This is a genomic window from Marinoscillum sp. MHG1-6 (genome assembly GCF_024714475.1).
Taxonomy (GTDB): domain Bacteria; phylum Bacteroidota; class Bacteroidia; order Cytophagales; family Cyclobacteriaceae; genus JAMZMI01.
In genome coordinates this window covers 17,629-39,684 of sequence record NZ_JAMZMI010000005.1, presented here as the reverse complement: position 1 = coordinate 39,684, position 22,056 = coordinate 17,629, and the positions used below count along the sequence as shown (strand labels likewise).

20 protein-coding genes are annotated in these 22,056 nt (G+C 42.3%); 19 read left to right on the top strand and 1 reads right to left on the bottom strand.

The annotated features are described in order from the left end of the window. The first annotated feature begins 95 nt into the window (after positions 1–95). The 10 genes from holA (at position 96) to NXR94_RS12380 (ending at position 11,502) form a co-directional block, all read left to right on the top strand. The gene (holA, locus tag NXR94_RS12425) at positions 96–1,115 is read left to right on the top strand and encodes a DNA polymerase III subunit delta (RefSeq protein ID WP_258104969.1); all 1,020 of its coding nucleotides are present in this window, start codon (positions 96–98) and stop codon (positions 1,113–1,115) included. Positions 1,116–1,167: 52 nt separating this feature from the next. Further along, positions 1,168–4,197, top strand: a complete 3,030-nt coding sequence (locus tag NXR94_RS12420) for a tetratricopeptide repeat protein (protein WP_258104968.1) — start codon at positions 1,168–1,170, stop codon at positions 4,195–4,197. Position 4,198: 1 nt separating this feature from the next. Then, entirely contained in the window at positions 4,199–5,896 is a 1,698-nt protein-coding gene (locus NXR94_RS12415; protein WP_258104967.1) for a hypothetical protein, read from the top strand. Positions 5,897–5,978: 82 nt separating this feature from the next. Next, positions 5,979–7,133, top strand: a complete 1,155-nt coding sequence (locus tag NXR94_RS12410) for an SPOR domain-containing protein (protein ID WP_258104966.1) — start codon at positions 5,979–5,981, stop codon at positions 7,131–7,133. Positions 7,134–7,225: 92 nt separating this feature from the next. Beyond that, positions 7,226–7,882, top strand: coding sequence for a MotA/TolQ/ExbB proton channel family protein (locus tag NXR94_RS12405; RefSeq protein WP_258104965.1), 657 nt, complete (start codon positions 7,226–7,228; stop codon positions 7,880–7,882). Further along, the gene (locus NXR94_RS12400) at positions 7,879–8,271 is read left to right on the top strand and encodes a biopolymer transporter ExbD (RefSeq protein WP_258104964.1); all 393 of its coding nucleotides are present in this window, start codon (positions 7,879–7,881) and stop codon (positions 8,269–8,271) included. The genes NXR94_RS12405 and NXR94_RS12400 overlap by 4 nt, the downstream gene beginning before the upstream one ends. After that, positions 8,272–9,111, top strand: a complete 840-nt coding sequence (locus tag NXR94_RS12395) for a hypothetical protein (protein WP_258104963.1) — start codon at positions 8,272–8,274, stop codon at positions 9,109–9,111. A 5-nt stretch (positions 9,112–9,116) separates the two neighbouring features. After that, complete coding sequence (locus NXR94_RS12390) at positions 9,117–10,406, top strand: folylpolyglutamate synthase/dihydrofolate synthase family protein (protein ID WP_258104962.1); 1,290 nt, start codon at positions 9,117–9,119, stop codon at positions 10,404–10,406. Continuing rightward, positions 10,403–11,056, top strand: a complete 654-nt coding sequence (gene trmB / locus NXR94_RS12385; protein WP_258104961.1) for a tRNA (guanosine(46)-N7)-methyltransferase TrmB — start codon at positions 10,403–10,405, stop codon at positions 11,054–11,056. The genes NXR94_RS12390 and trmB overlap by 4 nt, the downstream gene beginning before the upstream one ends. Positions 11,057–11,061: 5 nt before the next feature. After that, a complete protein-coding gene (locus tag NXR94_RS12380; RefSeq protein WP_258104960.1) occupies positions 11,062–11,502 on the top strand; it encodes an FKBP-type peptidyl-prolyl cis-trans isomerase in 441 nt (146 codons plus the stop codon). A gap of 3 nt (positions 11,503–11,505) precedes the next feature. Here NXR94_RS12380 and NXR94_RS12375 read toward each other — a convergent pair whose 3' ends face one another. Continuing rightward, the gene (locus NXR94_RS12375) at positions 11,506–12,126 is read right to left on the bottom strand and encodes an N-(5'-phosphoribosyl)anthranilate isomerase (RefSeq protein WP_258104959.1); all 621 of its coding nucleotides are present in this window, start codon (positions 12,124–12,126) and stop codon (positions 11,506–11,508) included. 116 nt (positions 12,127–12,242) lie between these two features. Here NXR94_RS12375 and NXR94_RS12370 point away from each other — a divergent pair, with 116 nt between their 5' ends. From NXR94_RS12370 to NXR94_RS12330, 9 genes are all read left to right on the top strand, one after another. Beyond that, a complete protein-coding gene (locus tag NXR94_RS12370) occupies positions 12,243–12,782 on the top strand; it encodes an EF-hand domain-containing protein (RefSeq protein ID WP_258104958.1) in 540 nt (179 codons plus the stop codon). 99 nt (positions 12,783–12,881) lie between these two features. Continuing rightward, the gene (gene mnmA / locus NXR94_RS12365; protein ID WP_258104957.1) at positions 12,882–14,006 is read left to right on the top strand and encodes a tRNA 2-thiouridine(34) synthase MnmA; all 1,125 of its coding nucleotides are present in this window, start codon (positions 12,882–12,884) and stop codon (positions 14,004–14,006) included. Next, on the top strand, positions 13,990–14,658 hold the full coding sequence (locus NXR94_RS12360; protein WP_258104956.1) for a hypothetical protein: 669 nt from the start codon (positions 13,990–13,992) through the stop codon (positions 14,656–14,658). The genes mnmA and NXR94_RS12360 overlap by 17 nt, the downstream gene beginning before the upstream one ends. Next, the gene (locus tag NXR94_RS12355; protein WP_258104955.1) at positions 14,648–16,276 is read left to right on the top strand and encodes a S8 family peptidase; all 1,629 of its coding nucleotides are present in this window, start codon (positions 14,648–14,650) and stop codon (positions 16,274–16,276) included. The genes NXR94_RS12360 and NXR94_RS12355 overlap by 11 nt, the downstream gene beginning before the upstream one ends. Then, complete coding sequence (rpe, locus tag NXR94_RS12350; RefSeq protein ID WP_258104954.1) at positions 16,277–16,930, top strand: ribulose-phosphate 3-epimerase; 654 nt, start codon at positions 16,277–16,279, stop codon at positions 16,928–16,930. A 7-nt stretch (positions 16,931–16,937) separates the two neighbouring features. Beyond that, a complete protein-coding gene (locus NXR94_RS12345; protein ID WP_258104953.1) occupies positions 16,938–19,391 on the top strand; it encodes a TonB-dependent receptor in 2,454 nt (817 codons plus the stop codon). A gap of 65 nt (positions 19,392–19,456) precedes the next feature. Beyond that, positions 19,457–20,044, top strand: a complete 588-nt coding sequence (locus NXR94_RS12340; protein ID WP_258104952.1) for a penicillin-binding protein activator LpoB — start codon at positions 19,457–19,459, stop codon at positions 20,042–20,044. A 42-nt stretch (positions 20,045–20,086) separates the two neighbouring features. Then, positions 20,087–21,445, top strand: coding sequence for a COG3014 family protein (locus tag NXR94_RS12335; protein ID WP_258104951.1), 1,359 nt, complete (start codon positions 20,087–20,089; stop codon positions 21,443–21,445). Between the two features lie 128 nt (positions 21,446–21,573). Continuing rightward, complete coding sequence (locus NXR94_RS12330) at positions 21,574–22,041, top strand: hypothetical protein (protein WP_258104950.1); 468 nt, start codon at positions 21,574–21,576, stop codon at positions 22,039–22,041. Positions 22,042–22,056: the final 15 nt, after the last annotated feature.

The window sequence follows — 22,056 nt, the reverse complement described above, 5'->3', positions numbered from 1 at the left end:
CCTTATTTTAAATTTTGTGTGTCGCAGAAGTGGATAGTTGACCGGTTTGATTTCTTATCCTGCAATGGATACAAACTTTCGTATATTTTTGTTGCATGGCAGAGTACAATGAGGTCATCAAAGACCTTCAAAAAGGCGTATATGCTCCTATCTATTTCCTTCAGGGAGATGAACCTTTTTTCATCGATAACATTGTAGAGAATATTGAGGAAAATGCCCTCGATGAGTCCCAGAAAGGATTTAATCAATATGTGCTTTATGGTAAAGAAGTGAGCTTCACGGATGTCCTCAACGTTGCAAGAAAGTACCCGATGATGGGTGAGCGACAGGTTGTGATCATCAAAGAAGCACAGGAGATCAAAGATTGGAAAAAAGAGGATACTCAAAACCTGCTAATGGCCTATTTGGAGAATCCGCTACCATCAACCATCCTGGTGCTTGCTCATAAATATAAGTCGCTGGACAAGAGAACGAAAGTGGCGAAGGTGTTGGCCAAGCAAGCGGTCTTTATTGATTCCAAGAAAATTTACGATAATCAATTGCCCGCATGGGTGCAGGCCTATGCAGGTGCGAAGAGTGCTAAGGTGACGGATAAGGCCGTGATGATCTTGTGTGAAAATATTGGTAACAACCTTCAGCGTTTAGCTAACGAAATAGATAAGCTCAGTTTGAATGTAAAGGATGGCGAACCAATCGACGATGCTGCAGTGCAGAAGTTTGTAGGTATCAGTAAGGATTACAACGTTTTCGAACTGCAGAAAGCCTTATCACTTAGAAATGAAACGAAGGCCTATCAGATAGTTAAATTCTTTGCTGCTAACCCATCTGCTAATCCGCTGGTTTTAATCATCTCAAACCTTTATCAGTACTTTGTTAAGCTGTTAATCCTGCATCAGAATGGTGCCAGAGATAAAAATGAAGCGGCAAGGCTTATTGGGGTGAATCCATTTTTTGCGGGGGAATATTTGCAGGCAGCACGGAATTTTCCATTACCAACCGTCGTAAAAAATATCCAGGCTATTCATAAGGCGGATCTTCAATCTAAGGGTATCGGTTCAGCTTCCATGAAGGAGGGAGATATTTTGATTGAGTTAATGTTTAACCTGCTTCATTAAAATCTTTTCTGCTGTTTCATCGTTCATGCAACAAGTCAAAGTAACAGAGTGTATGTTAAGAGTTTTAGGATGCTGCATCCTTTTTGCCTTTCAGGTGATTTCTGTTCAATCTCAATCGCTTATTCGAGAGCAGGCGGGTGATGACCTATATCAAAATGGGTTAGCTGCGTATGAAGAGGGCTCCTATAAGACGGCTGTTCTTTTGCTAAAAGAGTACGTAACTCTCGGTAATGAAAATCAAATAAAACCGGAGGCGAATTTCTACCTGGCCATGGCCAACCTGAAAGAAGGTGAATCCGCGGGAGGCAAGGCTTTGAAGGACTTTGCTGAAAGCAATAGGAATCATCCTTTAAGTTCCGAGGCTAATCTGCAGCTAGGAAATATTGAATTCGCAAAAGAGGAGTACAAGCAGGCGGCCTTACATTATGCACGTGTATCAACGGACTTGCTATCCACATCGGAGTTATTAGAAATGACCTTCAAGAGAGGGTATGCTCAAATGCAACTTGGTAATAACAAGCAAGCTGTTAAGGATTTCACACAAGTCACTTATTATCAGAAAGATTACTACGAAGAAGCGGTTTATTATTCCGGACTGATCTATTCAAATGAAGGGGATTACGAGGCTGCTCTGAACGTTCTGGAAGGGGCGGATAAAAGTGACTGGCCTCTGGTTCAGGAGCTGATTGCCAATATCTATTTCCAGACCGGACAATATGACGAATTGATCAGGTATGCCGCTCCAAAGTTGTCGGATAAGCCCACAGACCTTAACAAAACACTCTACCGTCTGATGGGTGAGGCCTATTATCTAAAAAAGGAATACTCTGGTGCTGCTAAATATTTACAAAAGCATCTGGAGCTCTCATCCAATAAGATGGATGTTGACGGTTATTTTAAACTGGGTTACAGTTATTATAAAACACAAAAGGATCAACAGGCAATAGATGCCTTTAAGTTGGCAGCGCTAAACGAGGATGGTTTAGGACAGGCAAGTAGCTATTACCTGGGCCAGCTTTATGTTAAGCGTGGTAATTATAAATACGCACTCAGCGCCTTTCAGACCGTGAAGGGAATAGAAGGTGGTGATCCCAAATTAGTTGAAGAATCGACATTCCTGGTTGGAAAGATCGGTTATACCACAGGGCAGTATTCAGATGCAATAATGGCGTTACAGAATTTCAATGCCACCTATCCGAATAGTCCGTGGTCTATCGAAAGTGCTGAAATTCTGACACAGGCTTATCTGCATACTTCGGATTATGACAGGGCCCTTAGTTATATCGAAGGCCTGGGCAAGCGATCACCGATCATCATGGAGTCGTACCAAAGAATTTGCCTGCTAAAAGGGCAGCAACTCTTCAATGACTCGGACTTTTCCAATGCCATATCTTTCTTTAATAAATCGTTGTCATTTAAAGTCAATCCTGAGATCACTCTTCAAGCATATTACCTAAATGGAGAGGCAAAATCCATGGTTGGAGATATCGCAGGAGCCAAACAGGCATACGTAAATTGTAGGGGGCTGGGGTCAGGTTCAAAATGGTCCATACTATCTACCTACGGACTGGGTTATTTGGCGTATAATGAAAAGAAGTACGCTGAAGCCACGAACTATTTCAAGTCCTTTGTTCAGGTGATTCCTTCAGATCATAAGTTTTATGCTGATGCTAAACTAAGGCTGGCTGATTGTTATTTCGTTCAAAAGGATTATTCTCAGGCAATTAGAAATTATCAGGGACTACTGAATGATACAAGAGTCACCAAAGATTATATCAATTATCAACTAGGATTGACCTATGCGCTGAATGCTGACTACGACAAAGCGAGACAGTCTTTCAGATCAGTAATCAATTTTTCAGGGAAGTCGGAATACAAGGATAACGCCATCTTCCAGTCAGCCGAAACCTACATCACAGAAGCGAAATTTAGTAATGCAGTTGGGGAACTTGATCGTCTGATCGGAGGATTTCCTGAGAGCTCTTTGATTCCTTTTGCATATAACAAAAGGGCATTATGTTATCTCAATCTCAATCAAAATGAAGCAGCGCTGAGTGATTACCGGTGGATTTTGGATCATCATATCAGCCACCAGGTAGCGAATGATGCTTTGCTCGGTTTTCAGGAACTGAATAAACGAGGTTTATCCACTCCTGGCCTCGATCAGTACATGAGTGAATACGAACAGGCCAATCCGGATGATAGCAGTCTGGAGGTGCTGACTTTTGAGGGTTCCAAGACCAAGTATTATGCCCAGGACTATCCCGGAGCAATCATCTCTTTTAAGTCCTTTTTAAATAAGTACGCTACGAGCAGTTTTCAGGTTGATGCCCAATACTTCCTTGCAGATAGTTACTATCGAATTGAAGATTGGAGCAATGCCGCGAAGGAATTTTCAAAGCTGACTTCCACAAACAATTCCTACAGATCCAGGTGCCTGGATAAACGCGGCAAGTCACTTCTGATATTGGGTGATCTGGATGAAGCGGCAAAGAACTACCAACAATTGTTGTCCATATCCTCTAATCGAAAGGAAGTATTCCTGGCTCGTGAAGGATTAATGAAAATGCATTTTGCAAAAAACAACCTTGATAGTGTGGTGTATTATGCTGATCTGATTCTAAATGCCGACTGGTTACCTCCAGGAGTAGCAGAAGGGGTCTATTTGACCAAAGGGAAAGCTCTTTTCTTTCAAGGTGAATATTCTCTTAGTACGGATGAGTTTATTAAGGTACTGAATGGTCCAATAGATGCTACTAGCGCTGAGGCGAAGTATTATGTGGCAAAAGCCTATTATCAAAAGAAACAGTACGGGCCTTCCCTGGAGACTTTGTTTGACCTGAACAAGAATTATGGGTCTTACCCGGAGTGGATCGGTAGATCCTTTTTACTCATCGCTGATAATTACATTGCCACTGATGAGTTGCTACAGGCCAAAGCAACCCTTAATTCCATTATTGAAAATGCTCAGGATGAAAGAATCGTCCAGGAGGCGAAAAAGAAGCTTAGACAAATTGAGATGTCGGAAGATGAAGTGATTGAGAAAGATTCTGTTGAAACTGTTAACCCAAATGCCAGGTAAGATGAGAATTATTCAAATAGCTTTTTTCTTATTGACAGGTTTTTTGGTTGGAGAGGTAATCGCACAGGACCAGACCGATGCTCAGGGTGAAATCGAGGATGTCCAGGTGATTATTGAAAAAGATAAACCACTGGAATTACCAAAGGCCAACCGACTATATGAACGAAGCCAGGTGACACCATTAGAAAAAAACGGTACCGAGCAGGTCGATTTTGATGTCAACGAGCCCTCTTATAAAAGTGAGACTTTCAAACCAAAGTTTGAGCCGAAACCGGTGGTCTTTCGGTCTGAGGAAGACTTCTTTAATAATTATGTAAAGGTAGGCTTTGGAAATTACTTGTCGCCCCTGCTGGAAGCTTATGCAGGAATAGCTGATCGCAGAAATAATATCGGTTTCTGGTTTCGACATGAAAGCTTTGCAAAAGGACCTGTCAGAGGTAAGTCAAGTGCGTTTGCTCAAAATCAATTCAAACTGGATGGGGACTACATTACAAGGTATTTGAAACTGTCTCCAATTTTAAATTATGAGCGAGAAGGTTTCTACTATTATGGATATGACCATGAGGCTTATGAGCTTTCCCCGACTGCACTGGTTGATCGGTATTATCAGGACATAGCGCTTTTTCAGGAATTCAGAATAGGGACTACGGTTGAAACTATAAGCGATAAGGGATTCAATGCTGCTGTCACACCCTCCCTTAGCCGATATGGAATGAGAATTAAGGGTAGTAATTCCTTTAACGCCGACAATGAATTTTCTCTTGATGGCAAGATCTCTTATGAATTTGAGAATGATCTTTCTTTTGGGGTTAAGGCCAATTCCTCTTTTGCCAATTATAAAAGTGGAGAGAGCTTCAGGCGGTCAGCGATATTGATCCGACCGGGCGTAACTAAAGACTTTGGAATCCTGAAAACGGAATTGGGTGTAGGATTTGGTTTCTCAAAGGATTCGGCTTCTAATTCTTACTTCTATCCGGATTTAATGGCTCAATTTGATGTTAATGACCAAATTACCGTAATCGGAGAGGTGAGAGGGGACTTGATGACCAATACTTTAGGCTCCGTTTATGACCAAAATCGGTACCTTGAGGATTCGTTGGCCCTGATCAACACGAATGTACCTCTGGATATTTCGGGTAAAGTAAATATTCAGGTATTGGATCAGTTTTGGGTTCAGGGTTTCATTGGCTACGAGGTTGTAAAGCACCAATTACTTTTCAAACATTCAAAAAATGATACTTCCAGATTCACCGCGGTTTTCGATCCGAATTTTGGAAGATTTGAAATGGGAGGAAAGGGGGTTTACAGTCTCTATGGTCATACCTCGGTATCCTTGTCGATCGCGCTCTATGGATATGATAAAGATTCCGAGCCAATAGCCTGGTTCATGCCACATAGAAAAATTGAGTTTGGGGTGGAAAATACTTTTGTAAAAGGGCTGACAGCAAAAATGAGAATCACATCTCTTGCCGGGATTAAGGCACCTTATACCAACTTGAACAACGACCCGGTACTGGCTTCATCGTTTGTTAAATTGGATCCAATCGTTGATATGGGATTGGACTTGAAATATGATATTGTAGATCAGGTAGATGCTTTCTTTACTTTAAACAACATCTTTAATCAGCGTTATATGAGGTACGCAAATTACCCATCGAGAGGTATGACTGTTAAAATCGGTTTTATTTTCCATTTTTAGTCCCCATATTCGCAGGAGGCAAGTCTTCAAGTTTTTGATTTTTGAAGATTTTGTTAAATTGGTTTATACTAACTCTAATCGAATGGCCAACAAGAAAGATAAAAACGAGGATCCGGAAGAAGAAAAGAAGAATCAATTTGATGATGATGATGATTTCGGTTTACCAGATCTTGACTACGACGAATTAGAAGAAGAAGCAGATGAGGAGCTGGATATAGATCCAGAGGAAGCATTTTCTGATATCGAAGAAGAAGAATCAACGGAAGAAGAAGCGCCCGAGCCTACAGCAGATGAGGAAATCGAAGCTGTGGATGAGGGCGAATCTTTTGAAGCCTCTGATGATATTGGGCTCGATGAGGATTGGGAGAAGGAGTTGGAGTCAGAGTTAGAAGATGAAATGAAATCCGGGAACTTTGATGAATCCTTTTATGAAGAGGAGTCATTTGAGGATTTCGGGGCAGACCTGGGTGAAAGTGAACCAGCAGAGGAGCCACAAGCTGATGAGGTAGGAGGTTCTGTTTTCGGAGCCGACGACGAAGAGACTACTGTATCAGGTGAGGAGGATGATTTTTATGCCGGTATCGATGAACCGAAGGATGAGTTTGTTGAGCAGGAAACAGATGATTTTACAGCAACCTCTTCTTATGGAGCAGAGGAAGCTCCTAAAAAAGGTAATTTCACAAGGACAGTTGTCATTGGAACGTTACTTTTTTTAATTGTTGGTGCTGTATTCTACATATTATATGACTCTGGAAATCTTTCTTCTAAGCCAGTTGCTAAGAAAGAAGAGCCAAAAGAGGAGCCAGTAAAGAAAGAAGAGGAAGCGGCCAAGGCTGAAACTGAAGTTGTGGCTGGAGCTGAAGGAGGGGAAGAGACTACTTCTGAAGTGCCTCCTGCAAAGGAGGAACCTAAAAAAGAGGTTAAACCGGAAAGCAAGCCTGTAAGTAAACCAGCGGCAACTGCCAATGCTGTAGCTGCCGGAGAAATCACTAAGCTTTCAAGCCAAACAGGAAAATCTTATGTTGTGGTTGGAAGTTTCTTTGATGGTGATATGGCTGATGACTTTGCAAATGAACTGTCCGGACAAGGTAAAAGCCCTTATGTGATCCCACCTTTCAAAGAGCATCGATTTTATCGTGTGGCAATTGCTGAGTTTGATACTTTTGGTGACGCAAGAGATAACCTCGGAACCTATCAAGCCGAGTTTGGCCCGGATGTTTGGGCTTTAAGATATTAATCTGAACCATCTTAGTAATGTATCGTTTAATCTGGCGTTAATTTTGCGCGGGGTTAAACGATATTTTTTTTAAAGCCATTTCAATAAACTATATGCTATTACAAATTGCTGTTGAGGAAAACCTGGAAACCGTTTCGGTTCTTGAGTTGCTCATGAATGGGGGCTATATGATGGTGCCTATTCTCATTTTATGGATTATAGCGATTTATATATTCGTTGAGCGTCTTTTGGTCATTAAGTCGGCATCTCAGACACCATCGGATTTTAAAAGTCAGATTAGAAGTAAGGTAATTGGGGGTGATGTACAGGGCGCACGGCTGTTATGTGTTGAAACAGATACACCAGTGGCACGTATGATCGAAAAGGGGATCAGCCGTATCGGCTCGTCATTAAAAAATATTGAGGTAAGCATTGAGAACATCGGGAAAATAGAGATTTACCGATTGGAGAAAAACCTAAGCTCGTTGGCCACTATATCCGGTGCAGCACCGATGATAGGTTTCCTTGGTACAGTAACGGGGATGATACAGGCTTTCATTGCCATAGCGCAGGAAGAAGGGGCTGTAAGTCCAAAATTGCTTTCAAGCGGAATTTATGAGGCTATGGTCACTACCGCAGCGGGTCTTTTTGTGGGTATTCTCGCTTACCTGGGTTACAACTACCTTGTTTCAAGGGTATCCAAATTGATCCATACGATGGAATATAATGCCATTGAATTCGTAGATCTACTTCAAGAACCACAAAAATGAATCTGAAGCCCAAGCATAAAGTTGAAGCCGCTTTCAGCATGTCGTCAATGACGGATGTGATCTTTCTATTGCTGATCTTTTTCATGCTTACGTCGTCATTCATTACGCCTAGTGGACTTTCCGTAAACCTCCCAAGCAGCAAGAGTTCAGAGATTGTCATGCAAAAGGTAAGCGTCACGATTACCAAAGACCTTAAATACTTTGTTAATGACAAAAAGGTGGGCGTCAATGAACTGGAAGGAGTTTTGAGGAATGAGTTTGCCGGTAAAGAGGGCGTGGTAGTTCTACACTGCGATAGCAAGGTGCCTGTAGAAAATGTCGTGAAAGTAGCGGGGATTGCTACGGCTTTGGAAGCAAAAGTTTCAATCGCAACTAAACCTGATAAATAAGTGGATCAGGAACAGAAATATAAACGAACAGGGTGGCTGGTATCAATTCTGGTACAGATAGTCATGCTTGTGCTGTTTTATTTCCTGATTGCCTGGAGAGAACCAGACCCACCCATACCTACCTATGGTATTGAACTGAATTTCGGATTTCAGGAGGTGGGGAGTGGTGCTGAGCCGGTATCCGGTCAGGAAGCCGAGCAGGTTGAAGAAATATCAGAAGAACAGCCTGATGAAGTGGAGCCCGAACCTGTTGAAGAGTCATCCGATGCAGTACCCACCGAGTCTGTCGAAGCGGAACAGGTCTTTGAAGACAATATAAGTCCCGATGTAGTAGAAGAGACGAAGGTGGAACCTAATCCTGTTCCTAAAGTTGAAGAGAAACCGAAGGAAGATAAAACGGAACCGGTCAAAGAAGAACCAAAAATTAACCCTCAGGCCTTGATGTCGGGGGCAAAAGATGGCCATCCTAATGCCTCTCAGGGAACCAATACCAATTCGAAGGGTGATCAGGGGAAAGAAGAAGGCACGATTGATGGAAGGTCACTTTATGGCAGTCAGGGAAGTGCTGATGGAGCCTCTTTAAACATGGCTGGATGGGTTTGGGATTATAAACCCAAACCGGATGATAAATCCGACGAGTCAGGAAAGATTGTTTACAAAATTGTCATTGACGATGAAGGTTACCTATCCAGAATCGATGTGGTTTCAAGTACCGTTTCTCCGGAAGTAGAGAGGGTATACCGACAATCAGTAGAACGGCTATCGTTTAGTAAGACCAACGATTATAAGCCTGCACCTACATCAACAGGCTACGTTACCTTCATCATTCGCACTCGCTAATCATCATGACTTACGGAGAGGCTTTAGATTATCTGTATTCCAGGTTACCTATGTTCCAACGGGTTGGAGCACCTGCATTAAAATATGACCTCAATAACACGCTAAAAATATTAGAAGCCATTGGCAATCCTCATCAGCAATTGAGGTGTATTCATGTCGCTGGTACCAATGGAAAAGGGAGCAGCTCACATGCACTGGCATCGATTCTACAGGAAGCAGGATATAAGGTGGGTTTATTTACCTCGCCACATTTGAAGTCTTTTACTGAACGGGCAAGAGTCAATGGGATCGAAATGGAGGAGCACTTCGTAGGCTCTTTTGTCGAGCAATATCGCTCATTGGTTGAGCAGATCAAACCATCCTTTTTTGAATTGACCTTTGCGATGTCAATGTTGCACTTTCAACGTCAGCAAGTGGATTGGGCTATTGTTGAAACCGGGTTAGGGGGAAGGTTGGATAGTACCAATGTCATTTCTCCGGAAGTCTGTCTCATTACGATGATTGGTTGGGATCATACCGACTTGTTGGGTGATAGCCTTGAGAAAATTGCAGCAGAGAAGGCAGGTATCATCAAGCAAAATGTCCCGGTAATTATTGGTGCAGATCAACCAGAATTATATCATGTATTTGATGATATGGCTGGTTCAGTTGCAGCTCCCATCTTCAATGTTCAAGATGTTTTGGTTGAGGAAAAGCTTGAAAAGGATGAGAAATGCTTGGATATATATATAGATAATCAATTAACTATCAGTAAGATATTCCCTGATATCTCTGCCAGCTATTTCGTGAAAAACCTGCCAGGCATCATTAAAGTCGTAGAGGTGCTGCGAAACAAGGGATTTGACATTTCCGGAGATGCTGTGAAAATAGGTTTGGAAACGGTTAAAAGAAATACAGGGCTGAAAGGAAGGTGGCAGGTACTAGCTGAACGTCCGCTTGTGGTGGCTGATATCAGTCATAATCTGGCGGGGCTACAGGAGTTATTTGATCAGGTAAACCAGCAACGTTCTGGTGAATTCCATTTGATTATTGGAATGGTGAAGGACAAAAGTATTGAACAAATTTTGGAGCTTGTAGCTGAACAAAAAGCAAGTCTGTATTTTACACATTCTCATACTCCCAGAGCGTTACCTGTTGAGGAACTAAAACAAAAAGCCATAGATTTTGGTCTTCAGGGAGAAGCATTTGACGATGTGAATGATGCCATTGATCATGCCGCTGAGGTGGCAGACAAGAATGATCTTATTTTGGTTTGTGGTAGTACCTTTGTGGTTGCGGAAATCGAAAATTTGTGAGAAAGAAACTAAAGCGGTTCGCTGAGAACCATAGTCGCGATAACATCATCCAGCCGGGAAAACCTTTGTATGAGAATGTCAGGGGTAGCTGGAACAGTGATTATTTCAAGGAAGAAAATCCAATTGTAGTGGAGCTGGCTTGTGGTGATGGTGAATATACAGTAGGATTAGCTCAGGCTGAGCCGAGTTGTAATTACATTGGTATAGACATTAAAGGAGATCGGCTTTACCAGGGAAGTACTCTGGCCATGGAATATGACCTGACCAATGTCGGATTTCTACGTACACAGATCCATTTACTGGAGAACTTTTTTGATGAAAATGAGATCAGCGAAATCTGGTTAACTTTTCCTGATCCAAGACCAAGAGATCGGGATGAAAAAAGGAGACTTACCCATACTCGCTTTTTAAACATGTATAAAAAACTGGTTAGGAAAGACGGCTGGTTTAAGTTTAAAACTGATAATACAGCTCTTTTTGATTACACACTTGAGGTTTTGCAAAATGATTTTCCAGTAAAAAACCTGGAGTATACTCACGATCTTTATCAAACGGAACTGGTTTCGGATCATTATGGTATCAAAACCAAATATGAGAGGATCTGGTCTGAGAAGGGAGAGAAGATCAAATATTTGAAATTTCAATTCTAGTAGCTATGCAAAATAAATTGATATTAGGCCTTTTAATGATCCTCATTGGATTGGCCTCATGTAAGGAAGAAGATATCATCACACCTGAAGAGCAATATGAACTGGATCTGGCTGAGATAGAAGCATATCTCACAGAAAACAATATAGATGCATTGCAGGATTCCATTTCTGGATTGTACTATATTCTGCACGATGCCGGTGCGGGAGATCAACCCCAACTTTCAGACAAGATCAATGTGACCTATGAAGGTCGGTATTTTGATACCAAGGACGTTTTTGATAAAGGTGATAGCGTCCTGTTTAGGTTAAACACGCTTATTATAGGTTGGCAAATCCTGATTCCAAAAATGAAAGAATCAGGGTCTATGACCATGTATTTGCCCAGAGGTGTAGCATATGGCAATTACATCCTTGAGTTTGATGTTACTTTGAATGATGTTTTGTAAGAATTAATCTTCTTCCAGAACTTCCAGTATATCCATCAAATCCCCGTAATCGTTAAAGCCGGGTCTTTCTTCCTGGGAGCCGGAAAGCTCAATGCCGTAAAAAACTTCAACGTCAAGGTCACTGGCAGAGGATTCTGACAGGTCATATGCCTTAACCAATTTGAGATCAGTTTGTGGGGCGATGCGTTTTAGCTGCTCATCCAGGTCCTTGTGTAATTCGCTGTTATCACAAGTGATGATGATCAATTCGAGTTTTCCCTGTAATGATTTAAAGACTTCAGGTAGCTGCACCCAGTCATCTTCACTGCCAATATTCAGTTTTCCAATTAGTGGTACTTCCACTTCAGTCAGGCTATCAATAAGTGAAAGGTCGTTTAACTGAAGATAGTCCAGATGGTACTGGTCAACATGAGATAGTATTTCAGGTGAAACTTTACCAAGCTCCCCAACAGTTTGTGGTCCCGCTACCCATCCGATTATTTCATTAAACAACTCAGGGCTAACACATTGATCGTCCGCCGGATCAATATTGAATCCAAGCAAATCAACGCCCATACCCGCGCAATACCTTGCGTCACTTAAGTTGCTGATGTTGGTAACCTTAACAAATGTTTTTAGAGCCATTTTTCCGTATTTTTTAAAATTAATCTTCCAACTTTTATTGGAATTTCTAATATTGAAGACGAATTCCAAACCACTACTTAGACAGAACCATGCTTACCGCCTTTCAAAAAACAAAATTGCAACTCTTTTTTGATATCATCGATTACGACAAAAACGGATTTGTTGAAAAAGATGATTTTATCAGTATTGGCGAAAATATTTGCGCCATGCTACAACTGGATGAGGAAAATTTCTATTATCCATTGATTTATGCTGCTTGTGAAAAAGCATGGGAGGACCTATATGCTTATGTGGATGAGGATGAAGATGGCAGAGCATCTAGCGGTGAATGGTTTAAGTACGCGGATGAGAAAATTGTCAATTGCGACAAGTCACAATACCAGCTTTACCTCGATAAAGTTGTTCAGCATATTTTTGAGCTTTTTGATCAAAATAAGGATGACTTTATTTCTGTTAATGAATACATCAATCTTTTTATGAGCTTTAGGCTGGAAATTCGCTATTCAGCAAAAGCATTCACCAAACTTGACCTGAACAAGGATAGTCTGATCAGTCGGGAGGAATTGTATACGGGTGTAGAACAGTTTTTTAGGAGTAACGATCCCTCAGATAAAGGAAACTGGCTTTTTGGTTCCCTTGAGGACATGAAAGTTTGAGTTAAAATACCTTACCTTTGCAATTCAAGAACGGGATCAACCGTTCTTTTTTTGTTTCATTTTTTAACGTAAACGAGGCTTTCAACCTCGCGAGACGACATGAGTAAACACGGAAGAGTACTAGTGGCTATGAGCGGCGGTATTGACAGTTCGCTGGCTGCTTTGATGCTACACGAGCAAGGTTATGAGGTCATTGGAATGACCATGAAAACCTGGGATTATCAATCATCAGGGGGAAGTAAAAAAGAAACAGGCTGTTGCAGTCTGGATTCTATTAATGATGCCCGAAACATGGCAGTAAGCCTTGGTTTCCCACATTACATTGTAGATATAAGAGAAGAGTTTGGTGATTACGTCATCAACCACTTCACCAATGAATATTTGAACGGGAGGACTCCCAACCCATGTGTACTTTGCAACACGCACATTAAATGGGATTCTTTACTACGCAGGGCAGACAAGTTAGGCTGTGACTTCATTGCGACAGGGCATTATGCTAATGTCAGGGAAGAGGCTGGGCGTTATGTGATTTCTAAGGGAAAGGATGAAAACAAAGACCAGTCATATGCACTTTGGGGAATCTCCCAGGAAAGCCTTAGCAGAACAAAGTACCCATTAGGGCATCTTCATAAATCAGAGATTCGTGAGATGGCAACGGACAGGGGATTTCACGAGCTGGTAAAAAAATCAGAATCGTATGAGATTTGCTTCGTGCCTGACAATGATTACCGTGGCTTTTTGAAGCGAAGGGTTGACGGACTGGAAGATGAAGTAAGAGGCGGAGAATTTGTGCTTGAGTCCGGAGAAGTGGTAGGTACGCATGAAGGTTATCCGTTTTATACCGTTGGTCAGCGCAAGGGATTGGGAATTGCCTTAGGTTATCCCGTATATGTGACTGAAATACAGAAAGATAAGAATAGAGTAGTTCTTGGTACTTTCGATGAGTTGGCGCGTGATGGAATGTATGTCAATCAGCTGACCATGCAGAAATATAAAAGTATTGAGGGAGAAAGAAAAGATACAGTTACCAAGGTTCGATATAACGATAACGGGACACCGGCTGTTATCGAGCAAGTTGGGGACACCATGAAGGTTTTCTTTGGTAAAGGAGTAAGTGCCATCGCCCCGGGACAGGCGGCAGTATTTTATGAAGGAAATGATGTGATCGGAGGGGGTTGGATTCAATCAAGTTTCAGGCAACATCAGGGTGAGAAGGTATCTTAATATTCTATTTGTCATATTAATCTGGTCTTGTACCAACGATCAGCCCGAACCGGTGAACCTGGGATATGATTACTATCCATTGAATACAAATAAGCGGGTTTATCAGGTTTCTGAGATCAATTTTAATTTATTGGGCCCCGATACTGCCAGCTATCAGTTGCGGGAATCCATCTCAGATACCATTCAACATGAAGAGGACATTTCCTATGTACTCAAAAGAGAGAAACGAGCAGATGAAAATGCTCAGTGGGAAAAAGACTCGCTTTGGGTGGTAAGGAAAAATGATTTCATGGTCTCGGTTACAGAAAACAATCAGACTTATGTGAAGTTATCATTTCCAGTGGTGATAGATCGTCAATGGGATGGAAATGCTTATAACACAGAATCTGATCGGCTCTATACCTACATAGAAACAGATACTTCACAGCTGCTCACGACGTTTATTGATAGTTCGATGGTCACGGTACAAATTGCTGCCGTGCCTGATAACCTTAGTTTTCGAGATGAGCGATTTGAAGTTTATGCGGAGGGGCTGGGTCTCATTGAAAAAAATTATATTCGAGTCACTTACTGCACGGTGGGTTGTGATAGTGTTAAACAGATTCAAAGTGGCAGTATTCTTAACCAGTATATGATAGGATATGAGGAGTAGGCTATTGTCTTTAATAGTAATTACAATTATTGGGTTCGCTGCACAGGCACAAACCAATCGTTACATGGTCTTCTTTGCGGATAAAGACACTGCCAGCTATTCTGTGAATGAACCTCAAGTATTCCTATCAGCGAGAGCCATTGAAAGACGCACAAAGCAGCAAATCGACATCAGTGCCGAAGACTTTCCTGTCAATGGTGTTTATACGGATAGTTTGATGTCTCTGGGTGCAGATGTCTACTTCACTACAAAGTGGATGAATGGTGCCTTGGTCCAGATGGATCAGTCACTTGTCAGTACCATCTTAGGCAAAGGGTTCGTTACGAAGGTTGAATATATAGCTCCCGGAGCCATTCTTTCCCATACCCAGGAAGAAGCAACGATACCCGGAACCTTTGAGGCGCCAACCCTGACGGGAAAGACCAGTGAACTACAACTCGCTAAGTTGAATGCCCATGTTATGCATGAAGATGGCTATCGAGGGGAAGGAATGCTTATTGCGGTACTGGATAATGGATTTATCGGAGCTAACCAATTTGAGCCATTTGGGCATATTTACACGGAAGACAGGTTATTAGCTACCAAAGATTTTGTGACTAATTCAGGGAATGTTTTCCAGCTTGGCGGTCATGGTACGCAGGTCCTATCATGTATTGGTGCAGATTTTGGTGACTCTATTATGATCGGTACGGCTCCGAAGGCCTCCTATGTGCTTTGTATAACTGAAGCATCGGGTGAATATCGCGTGGAGGAATATAACTGGCTGATAGCTGCCGAGTTTGCGGATAGTATCGGTGTGGATGTGATCAATAGTTCGCTGGGCTACAGCACATTTGACGACCCCACTATGGATTATACCACTAATGACCTTGATGGTTCGACGACTGTCGTCACCCAAGCGGCCAATTTTGCGGCTTCCAGGGGTATCATCGTAGTGACAAGTGCAGGAAATGAGGGCACTTCCAGTTGGAAGAAGATTACAGCTCCCGGAGATGCATTTGACGTATTAACCGTAGGAAGTGTAAATAGTATTGGCAGCCATACAGCATTTAGTTCAGTAGGACCGACAGTGGATGGAAGAATTAAACCTGATGTATGTGCTCTGGGGGATCCGGCCACTGTTGTGTATGCAGATGGTAAAATCAACGGGGGGGGTGGAACAAGTTTTGCATCTCCTCAGGTTGCGGGTTTTGCGGCGTGTATCTGGCAAGCCAATCCGGATTGGAGCTACAAAACGGTGATTTCGGCGATAAAAAACTCTGCGAGCAATGCGCTTAGTCCTGATATTGAATTAGGGTATGGGGTACCTAACTATCGAATTGCAGTGGTTAATGGGACGCTTTCATACGCACAGCTTGTAAAAAGTGAGGTGAAGGTGTATCCTAATCCTTTCAAAGGGAACCAGGTAACCATTGACTTCATGGGTGCCCAATTGAATCAGCCGTTGCAAATTGAGGTTCAGAACCTGGAAGGCAAGACGATATTCAAGCAGCGCTTAACTGATCGAAATTTGCCTGATAAAATCGATATTGAATTTGAAGCCAATGAATCTGGCGTGTATCTGCTTTCTTTGCAGGGTCGCAGGCTCAATAAACTTATCAAACTCATCAAAATATAAATGGATCAATACCTAATCGCCCCGTCTATACTGGCAGCAGATTTTGCCAATCTTCAATCTGAGTTGGAAATGCTTGACAAGAGCCAGGCAGACTGCATTCATGTAGATATCATGGATGGAGTTTTTGTCCCAAATATCTCTTTTGGGTTTTCAGTGACGGCGATATTAAGTAAATACACCTCTAAGCCTCTTGATTTTCATCTGATGGTGCAGGATCCAAACCCATATCTGCAAGTATGTAAAGATCATGGAGCAGCGACGGTATCCGTTCACTATGAGGCATGCCAACATTTGCATCGTACCATTCAATCTATCAAGGCGCTGGGTATGAAAGCTGGTGTGGCTATTAATCCGCATACCAATGTAGAAGTGCTGAGAGATATGTTGTCTGATATTGATGTGGTGTTGCTTATGTCCGTGAATCCGGGTTTCGGTGGTCAGCAGTTTATTGAAAGGACCTACAGTAAAATCAAACAAATCAAAACCATTTGTAAGGAATTGGGTACTGAGGTACTCATTGAAATAGATGGAGGAGTTTCTTTAGAAAACGCCAAAACACTAAAGGATACAGGAGCAAATATACTGGTAGCCGGAAGCTTTGTTTTTAATTCTACTTCACCTGTAGATACGATTAAGGCTTTGAAAAACGTTTAAATACGGAATGTTTAGAGCCCTATCTCTCCTTTGCCTTATTCTAATCTTTTGCTTCAGGGTATCTGCCCAAACGTTGTTTGTTACGGGTTTGGTAAACGATGTCAAGGGAGAACCAATTGAAAATGTTAATGTGGTCATTAAGGACCTGAAGGGTACGACCACCAACTCTCAAGGGATCTTTCGCTTAAGGGTAAGTGGGGAAAAGGAATTTCTACTGGTATTTTCTCATGTGCAGTTTGAAACGAAAATTCTGCCCCTTAACCCCATGCAAATAAACGACACCTTACGCATTACGCTTACAGAACGTACAACAGAGCTGGAAGGAGTGGAAGTTGTCACTCAGAATCCAGTGGTCAATGAGGTCCAGTCGGTCGTCAAAATAGAGGCCCAAACAGCGAAAAGGCTTCCATCTGCTTTTGGAGATTTCAATAAGATTCTTGTGACACTCCCCGGAGTGGCAAGTAATAATGAACTGAGCTCAGCGTATTCTGTGCGAGGTGGGAACTTTGATGAAAATCTGGTTTATGTCAATGACATACCGGTCTATCGTCCTTTTCTATCAAATGCCGGACAGCAGGAAGGATTGAGCTTCGTGAATCCCGACATGGTAGAAAATATTGAGTTTTATGCAGGGGGTTGGGAAGCCAAATACGGTGATAAGTTATCCTCCAGTTTGAATATCGAGTATCAGGAACCAACCTCTTCTGGTGGAGGTGCCACCCTCGGTTTTCTCGGCGGATCGGCTTATTACGGAGGTTCAAAAGGGCGCTTTTCACATATTACAGGGGTCAGACACAAGGACTCCAGGTATCTGCTTGGGACATTAAAGACTCAGGGTCAGTATTTTCCAACTTACTCTGACATTCAATCGCTATTGAGCTTTGACCTGACAAACAAGAATTCCACTTATATCAATAAAACCAAGCTGAATGTGCTTTTGGCCTATGGCAGGAACAGGTACATGACCTTGCCGGTTTCTCAGCAAACACAATTTGGTTCAGTACAGGCCAATTTCAGGTTATACACAGCTTTTGAGGGTCGTGAAATACTGGATTATGATACCTACCAGGCAGGGTTTAGATTAACCCATCGATTTACCGACAAGTTTCGATCACATATCATCGCTTCAGGGCTATTTACCTATGAGCGTGAACAGTATGATGTGGAAGGTGCCTACAGACTTTGCGATGTCAATACCAACTCAAGCGACCGTTTTGATGAATGTGTAGTGGTGAGGGCTATAGGTAGTAATTATGATTATGGAAGAAATGGCTTGTGGGCCAACGTTTATACCATTGAAAACCGGAACGAGTACCTGCTTTCCTCCAACAGCGTGCTGGAAATAGGGGGAGGAGCTACCTTTTCTAACATCCAGGATGAGATCAATGAATATAGCTTTGTTGATTCTGCGGACTACGTTCAACTAACGCGTACTGCATTTAATGATCTGGATATCAATTCCGTTCAATATTTCGCTTACATTCAAAATACCTTTACCTGGGCCGACTCCATGCATGCTATGACAGTAGGTGTTCGTATGAACTACTGGAGCTACAATGATGAATTGTTGATCAGTCCACGTTTGGCATATCTTTTTGCTCCTAAATGGAAGCTGCCTACCACGTTCAAATTATCTATTGGGATGTACCAGCAGCCACCTTTTTATCGGGAGCTGCGAAACTACGATGGCAAAGTCCAGCGCGATGTTTATGCTCAAAAGTCCATCCATTATATCGGCAGTTTTAGCCGGGTGTTTTACATGTGGGGACGTCCGTTCCTATTTAATTCAGATGTCTATTATAAGCAGTTGTTTGACCTGATTCCTTATGATCTGGATAATGTTCGGCTTAGGTATAATCCCGATAAACAGGCCAGCGGCTATGCCACGGGTTTTGATTTCAGGATTAATGGGGAGTTTATCAAGGGAGTAGAGTCCTGGTTTAGTCTGGGGCTGATGAGTACCAAAGAAAATCTTCGCGACGACTACTATGATCAATATTTTGATGTAGACGGAGAGGAGATACCGACCTCGGAACTTCCTTTTACGGATGTGGCAGATACCAGCAGAACTTATATAGGCCACCTGAGGCGACCAACAGACCAGCGGATCCATCTGGCGGTAAACTTTGAAGATCACATGCCCAATGATCCGACATTAAGAATCAATCTAAGCCTGGTATTTGGCTCAGGTTACCCATTTGGGCCACCGCGTAGTGTCAGGTATCGAAACGTATTTAGTGGCGATGAATACTATCGGGTAGATATAGGCCTTTCCAAGCATTTTATAAGAAAGGATAAAACTTTTCACAGCATCATTGTGAGGGCTGAAATGCTCAATGCCCTTGGAGCGGACAATACCTTGTCATATACCTGGATAGAAGATGTTTATGGAAATAATTTTGCCATTCCCAATTCACTATCGGCAAGGTTTTTGAATCTCAAGGTTTCGACAGAATTTTAGGTTGTAAATCGCAACCTATTTTCTCTAATTACATTTAACTATCCAATTAAATCGTAAACTTCATCATGAACAAACTATTCACCTTATCCCTTGGCGTCCTTGTCACATTATTTTCACTTACTGGTTGTACACGCTCCGTTACCCGTGTGAGTCCGGATCAGCAAATTGACCTTAGTGGACGTTGGAATGATACCGATTCGAAATTGGTAGCCGAAGAAATGACCAGCGACGTCCTAAGAAGACCGTGGAGAGATGATTTCGCAAATGCCATGGATCGCAAGCCCGTAGTAATTGTAGGCATGGTCCAAAATAAGACGTCAGAACATATTGAATCAGAGACCTTTATCAAGGATATGGAAAGAGAATTCATTAACTCCGGCATGGTTAGAGTGGTAGAAAACAGTGTTTTCAGAGAAAAACTAAGGGAAGAGCGTGCGGAGCAGGGTGAGTTTGCTTCTCCAGAGACGCAGGCACGATGGGGTAGAGAGCTCGGTGCAGACTTTATGATGTTTGGGGTGATGACCTCAACAACAGATTCTTACAAAAAAGAGAAGGTTGTTAATTACAAGGTAAACCTTGAGTTGGTCAACATCGAAACCAACGAAAAAGTCTGGATCGGCGATAAGGAGATCAAGAAATACATCAAGAACTAAGCTTTAGTCATAGTCTTTCTTTCATTTTCATTAGCCTCCTGAATGAAGCGTCTTAGCTTAATTCTATTAGTGATTTTAATTGCCTCCTGTTCGACCTACTATCAGGTGAACCAGGAGTTCAATTCCCGGTTTGAGCAGGGAAACCTGGCATCAGCCGAATCATTCCTGAAAAAGAATAAGACTAAGAGAACCAGATTCTTATACTATGCCAACAGGGGGGTAGTGAATGCGCTGGAGGGACAATATGAGGAAAGTAACAAGTGGTTCGAGAAAGCATACATCTACAGTGAAGACTACGCAAAGGACCCGGCTGCTGTGGCAGCCTCCTTTCTTGTCAATCCGCAAGTAGTTCCTTACCAGGCGGAAGATCATGAACAACTATTAATCCTTTATTACAAGGCCCTTAACTATCTGAAACTGAATGATTATGAGGCAGCCTTGGTGGAGTGTCGAAGGTTGAATGTCAGACTTAACCAACTGAGCGATAAGTACAAGTCTGACAATAAGTACAGGCGGGATGCTTTTATTCATAACCTGATGGGGATCATTTATGAGGCTTCCGGTGATGTCAATAATGCATTTATTGCCTATCGCAATGCCTATGAGATTTACGAATCGGATTATGAAAAGCTATTTGGGCTGGGGCCTCCGACTCAGCTCAAGCAGGATTTGCTCAGAACAGCCTACCTCAATGGATTCATGACCGAATTATACCAGTACGAAGATGAATTCGGTATGAGCTATCAGCCGGTTCAAACCGATGCTAATTTGATTTTCTTTTGGCACAATGGACTTGGTCCGGTGAAGGGGGAGTGGTCGCTCAATTTTGCGGTTCAGGGTGGAGACGGTGCGATGGCGTTTGCCAGCACAGATGAGGGCATGAGCTTTCCCATTCCTATTAATAGCCTCAGTGATGAGCAATCTAATGCTTTGGCGGATTTAAAAGTATTTCGGGTGGCCTTTCCAAAATACATAGAACGACCAGTTTCATTTGCCGGCGCTTATTTAGAAAAGGAAGGTTCAACCTTCGATCTTGAGTTGGCGGAAGATGTCAACGACATCGCCTTCAAGACCCTTCAGGAGCGCATGTTGAAGGAGTTAGGTAAGGGGATTCTGAGAGTGGCGCTGAAGAAGGCAGCAGAAAAGCAGCTCAGAAAGGAAAGTGATGGCTGGGGTGCTGTTATGGGGATCGTAAATGCTGTAACTGAAAAAGCAGACACACGAAACTGGCAAACCATACCTCATAGTATTTATTATTCAAGAATTCCTCTGGACATCGGCAAGAATGAACTCGTGCTGAAAACCTTCAATGTGAAAGCAAATCAACCGGTAGAGGAAGTATTTACCTATGACGTGGATCAAAAGGGCGTCACACTCTTTCAGGTATATCAATCCTTTTAATTTTTGTTAAATCTCATGTTTTACTGGATCTATGAGGGGGATTAGGTAACGATTTCCTTTCAGTTGGTGACCTGCTTTATTAGTTTGCAAGTTCGAAATTTCAGAACTTATAAAAAGAACATATGAAGATGAAGCAGTTAATAGTTGGAGCATTCTTTTCGCTAAGTTTAATATCCGGAGTGCAGGCACAGGATCAGGCGGATTATACGGATGAGCAGTTGTATAAATATGCACTACTCAATGTAGTTATTGACCAAATGAAAGGAGAGATTAGTGATGTGGTCAATGACATGATCAAAAATCAGGAGGGCATTGATGGGAAACGATATGTCGAACTGTCAAAAGCTAAGGGAGACGAAGCAAAATTGGATGAATTGGGAGCCAATGACCTTGAAAAACAATTCATGCAGCTTGTAGAGGAAGAAAAGGCTGAAAGAATTACGAGTATTAAAACCGTGAACCAGGAATTGGCCACTAAGATGCTCGGAGACGGAGGCAAGGTTTATAAGTCCCTTAAACAGGCTTTGAAAGCAGATGAAGATTTGAAGGCGAGATACGAAGCCATCGCAACAAAAATTCAGTTAGCAGAATCTTAAGCTATTCATTCGCAG

Coding starts and splice junctions, on each gene's coding strand:
- holA (WP_258104969.1), top strand. CDS start 96: ATGGCAGAGTACAATGAGGTCATCAAAGACCTTCAAAAAGGCGTATAT.
- NXR94_RS12420 (WP_258104968.1), top strand. CDS start 1,168: ATGTTAAGAGTTTTAGGATGCTGCATCCTTTTTGCCTTTCAGGTGATT.
- NXR94_RS12415 (WP_258104967.1), top strand. CDS start 4,199: ATGAGAATTATTCAAATAGCTTTTTTCTTATTGACAGGTTTTTTGGTT.
- NXR94_RS12410 (WP_258104966.1), top strand. CDS start 5,979: ATGGCCAACAAGAAAGATAAAAACGAGGATCCGGAAGAAGAAAAGAAG.
- NXR94_RS12405 (WP_258104965.1), top strand. CDS start 7,226: ATGCTATTACAAATTGCTGTTGAGGAAAACCTGGAAACCGTTTCGGTT.
- NXR94_RS12400 (WP_258104964.1), top strand. CDS start 7,879: ATGAATCTGAAGCCCAAGCATAAAGTTGAAGCCGCTTTCAGCATGTCG.
- NXR94_RS12390 (WP_258104962.1), top strand. CDS start 9,117: ATGACTTACGGAGAGGCTTTAGATTATCTGTATTCCAGGTTACCTATG.
- NXR94_RS12380 (WP_258104960.1), top strand. CDS start 11,062: ATGCAAAATAAATTGATATTAGGCCTTTTAATGATCCTCATTGGATTG.
- NXR94_RS12375 (WP_258104959.1), bottom strand. CDS start 12,126: ATGGCTCTAAAAACATTTGTTAAGGTTACCAACATCAGCAACTTAAGT.
- mnmA (WP_258104957.1), top strand. CDS start 12,882: ATGAGTAAACACGGAAGAGTACTAGTGGCTATGAGCGGCGGTATTGAC.
- NXR94_RS12355 (WP_258104955.1), top strand. CDS start 14,648: ATGAGGAGTAGGCTATTGTCTTTAATAGTAATTACAATTATTGGGTTC.
- rpe (WP_258104954.1), top strand. CDS start 16,277: ATGGATCAATACCTAATCGCCCCGTCTATACTGGCAGCAGATTTTGCC.
- NXR94_RS12345 (WP_258104953.1), top strand. CDS start 16,938: ATGTTTAGAGCCCTATCTCTCCTTTGCCTTATTCTAATCTTTTGCTTC.
- NXR94_RS12340 (WP_258104952.1), top strand. CDS start 19,457: ATGAACAAACTATTCACCTTATCCCTTGGCGTCCTTGTCACATTATTT.
- NXR94_RS12335 (WP_258104951.1), top strand. CDS start 20,087: ATGAAGCGTCTTAGCTTAATTCTATTAGTGATTTTAATTGCCTCCTGT.
- NXR94_RS12330 (WP_258104950.1), top strand. CDS start 21,574: ATGAAGCAGTTAATAGTTGGAGCATTCTTTTCGCTAAGTTTAATATCC.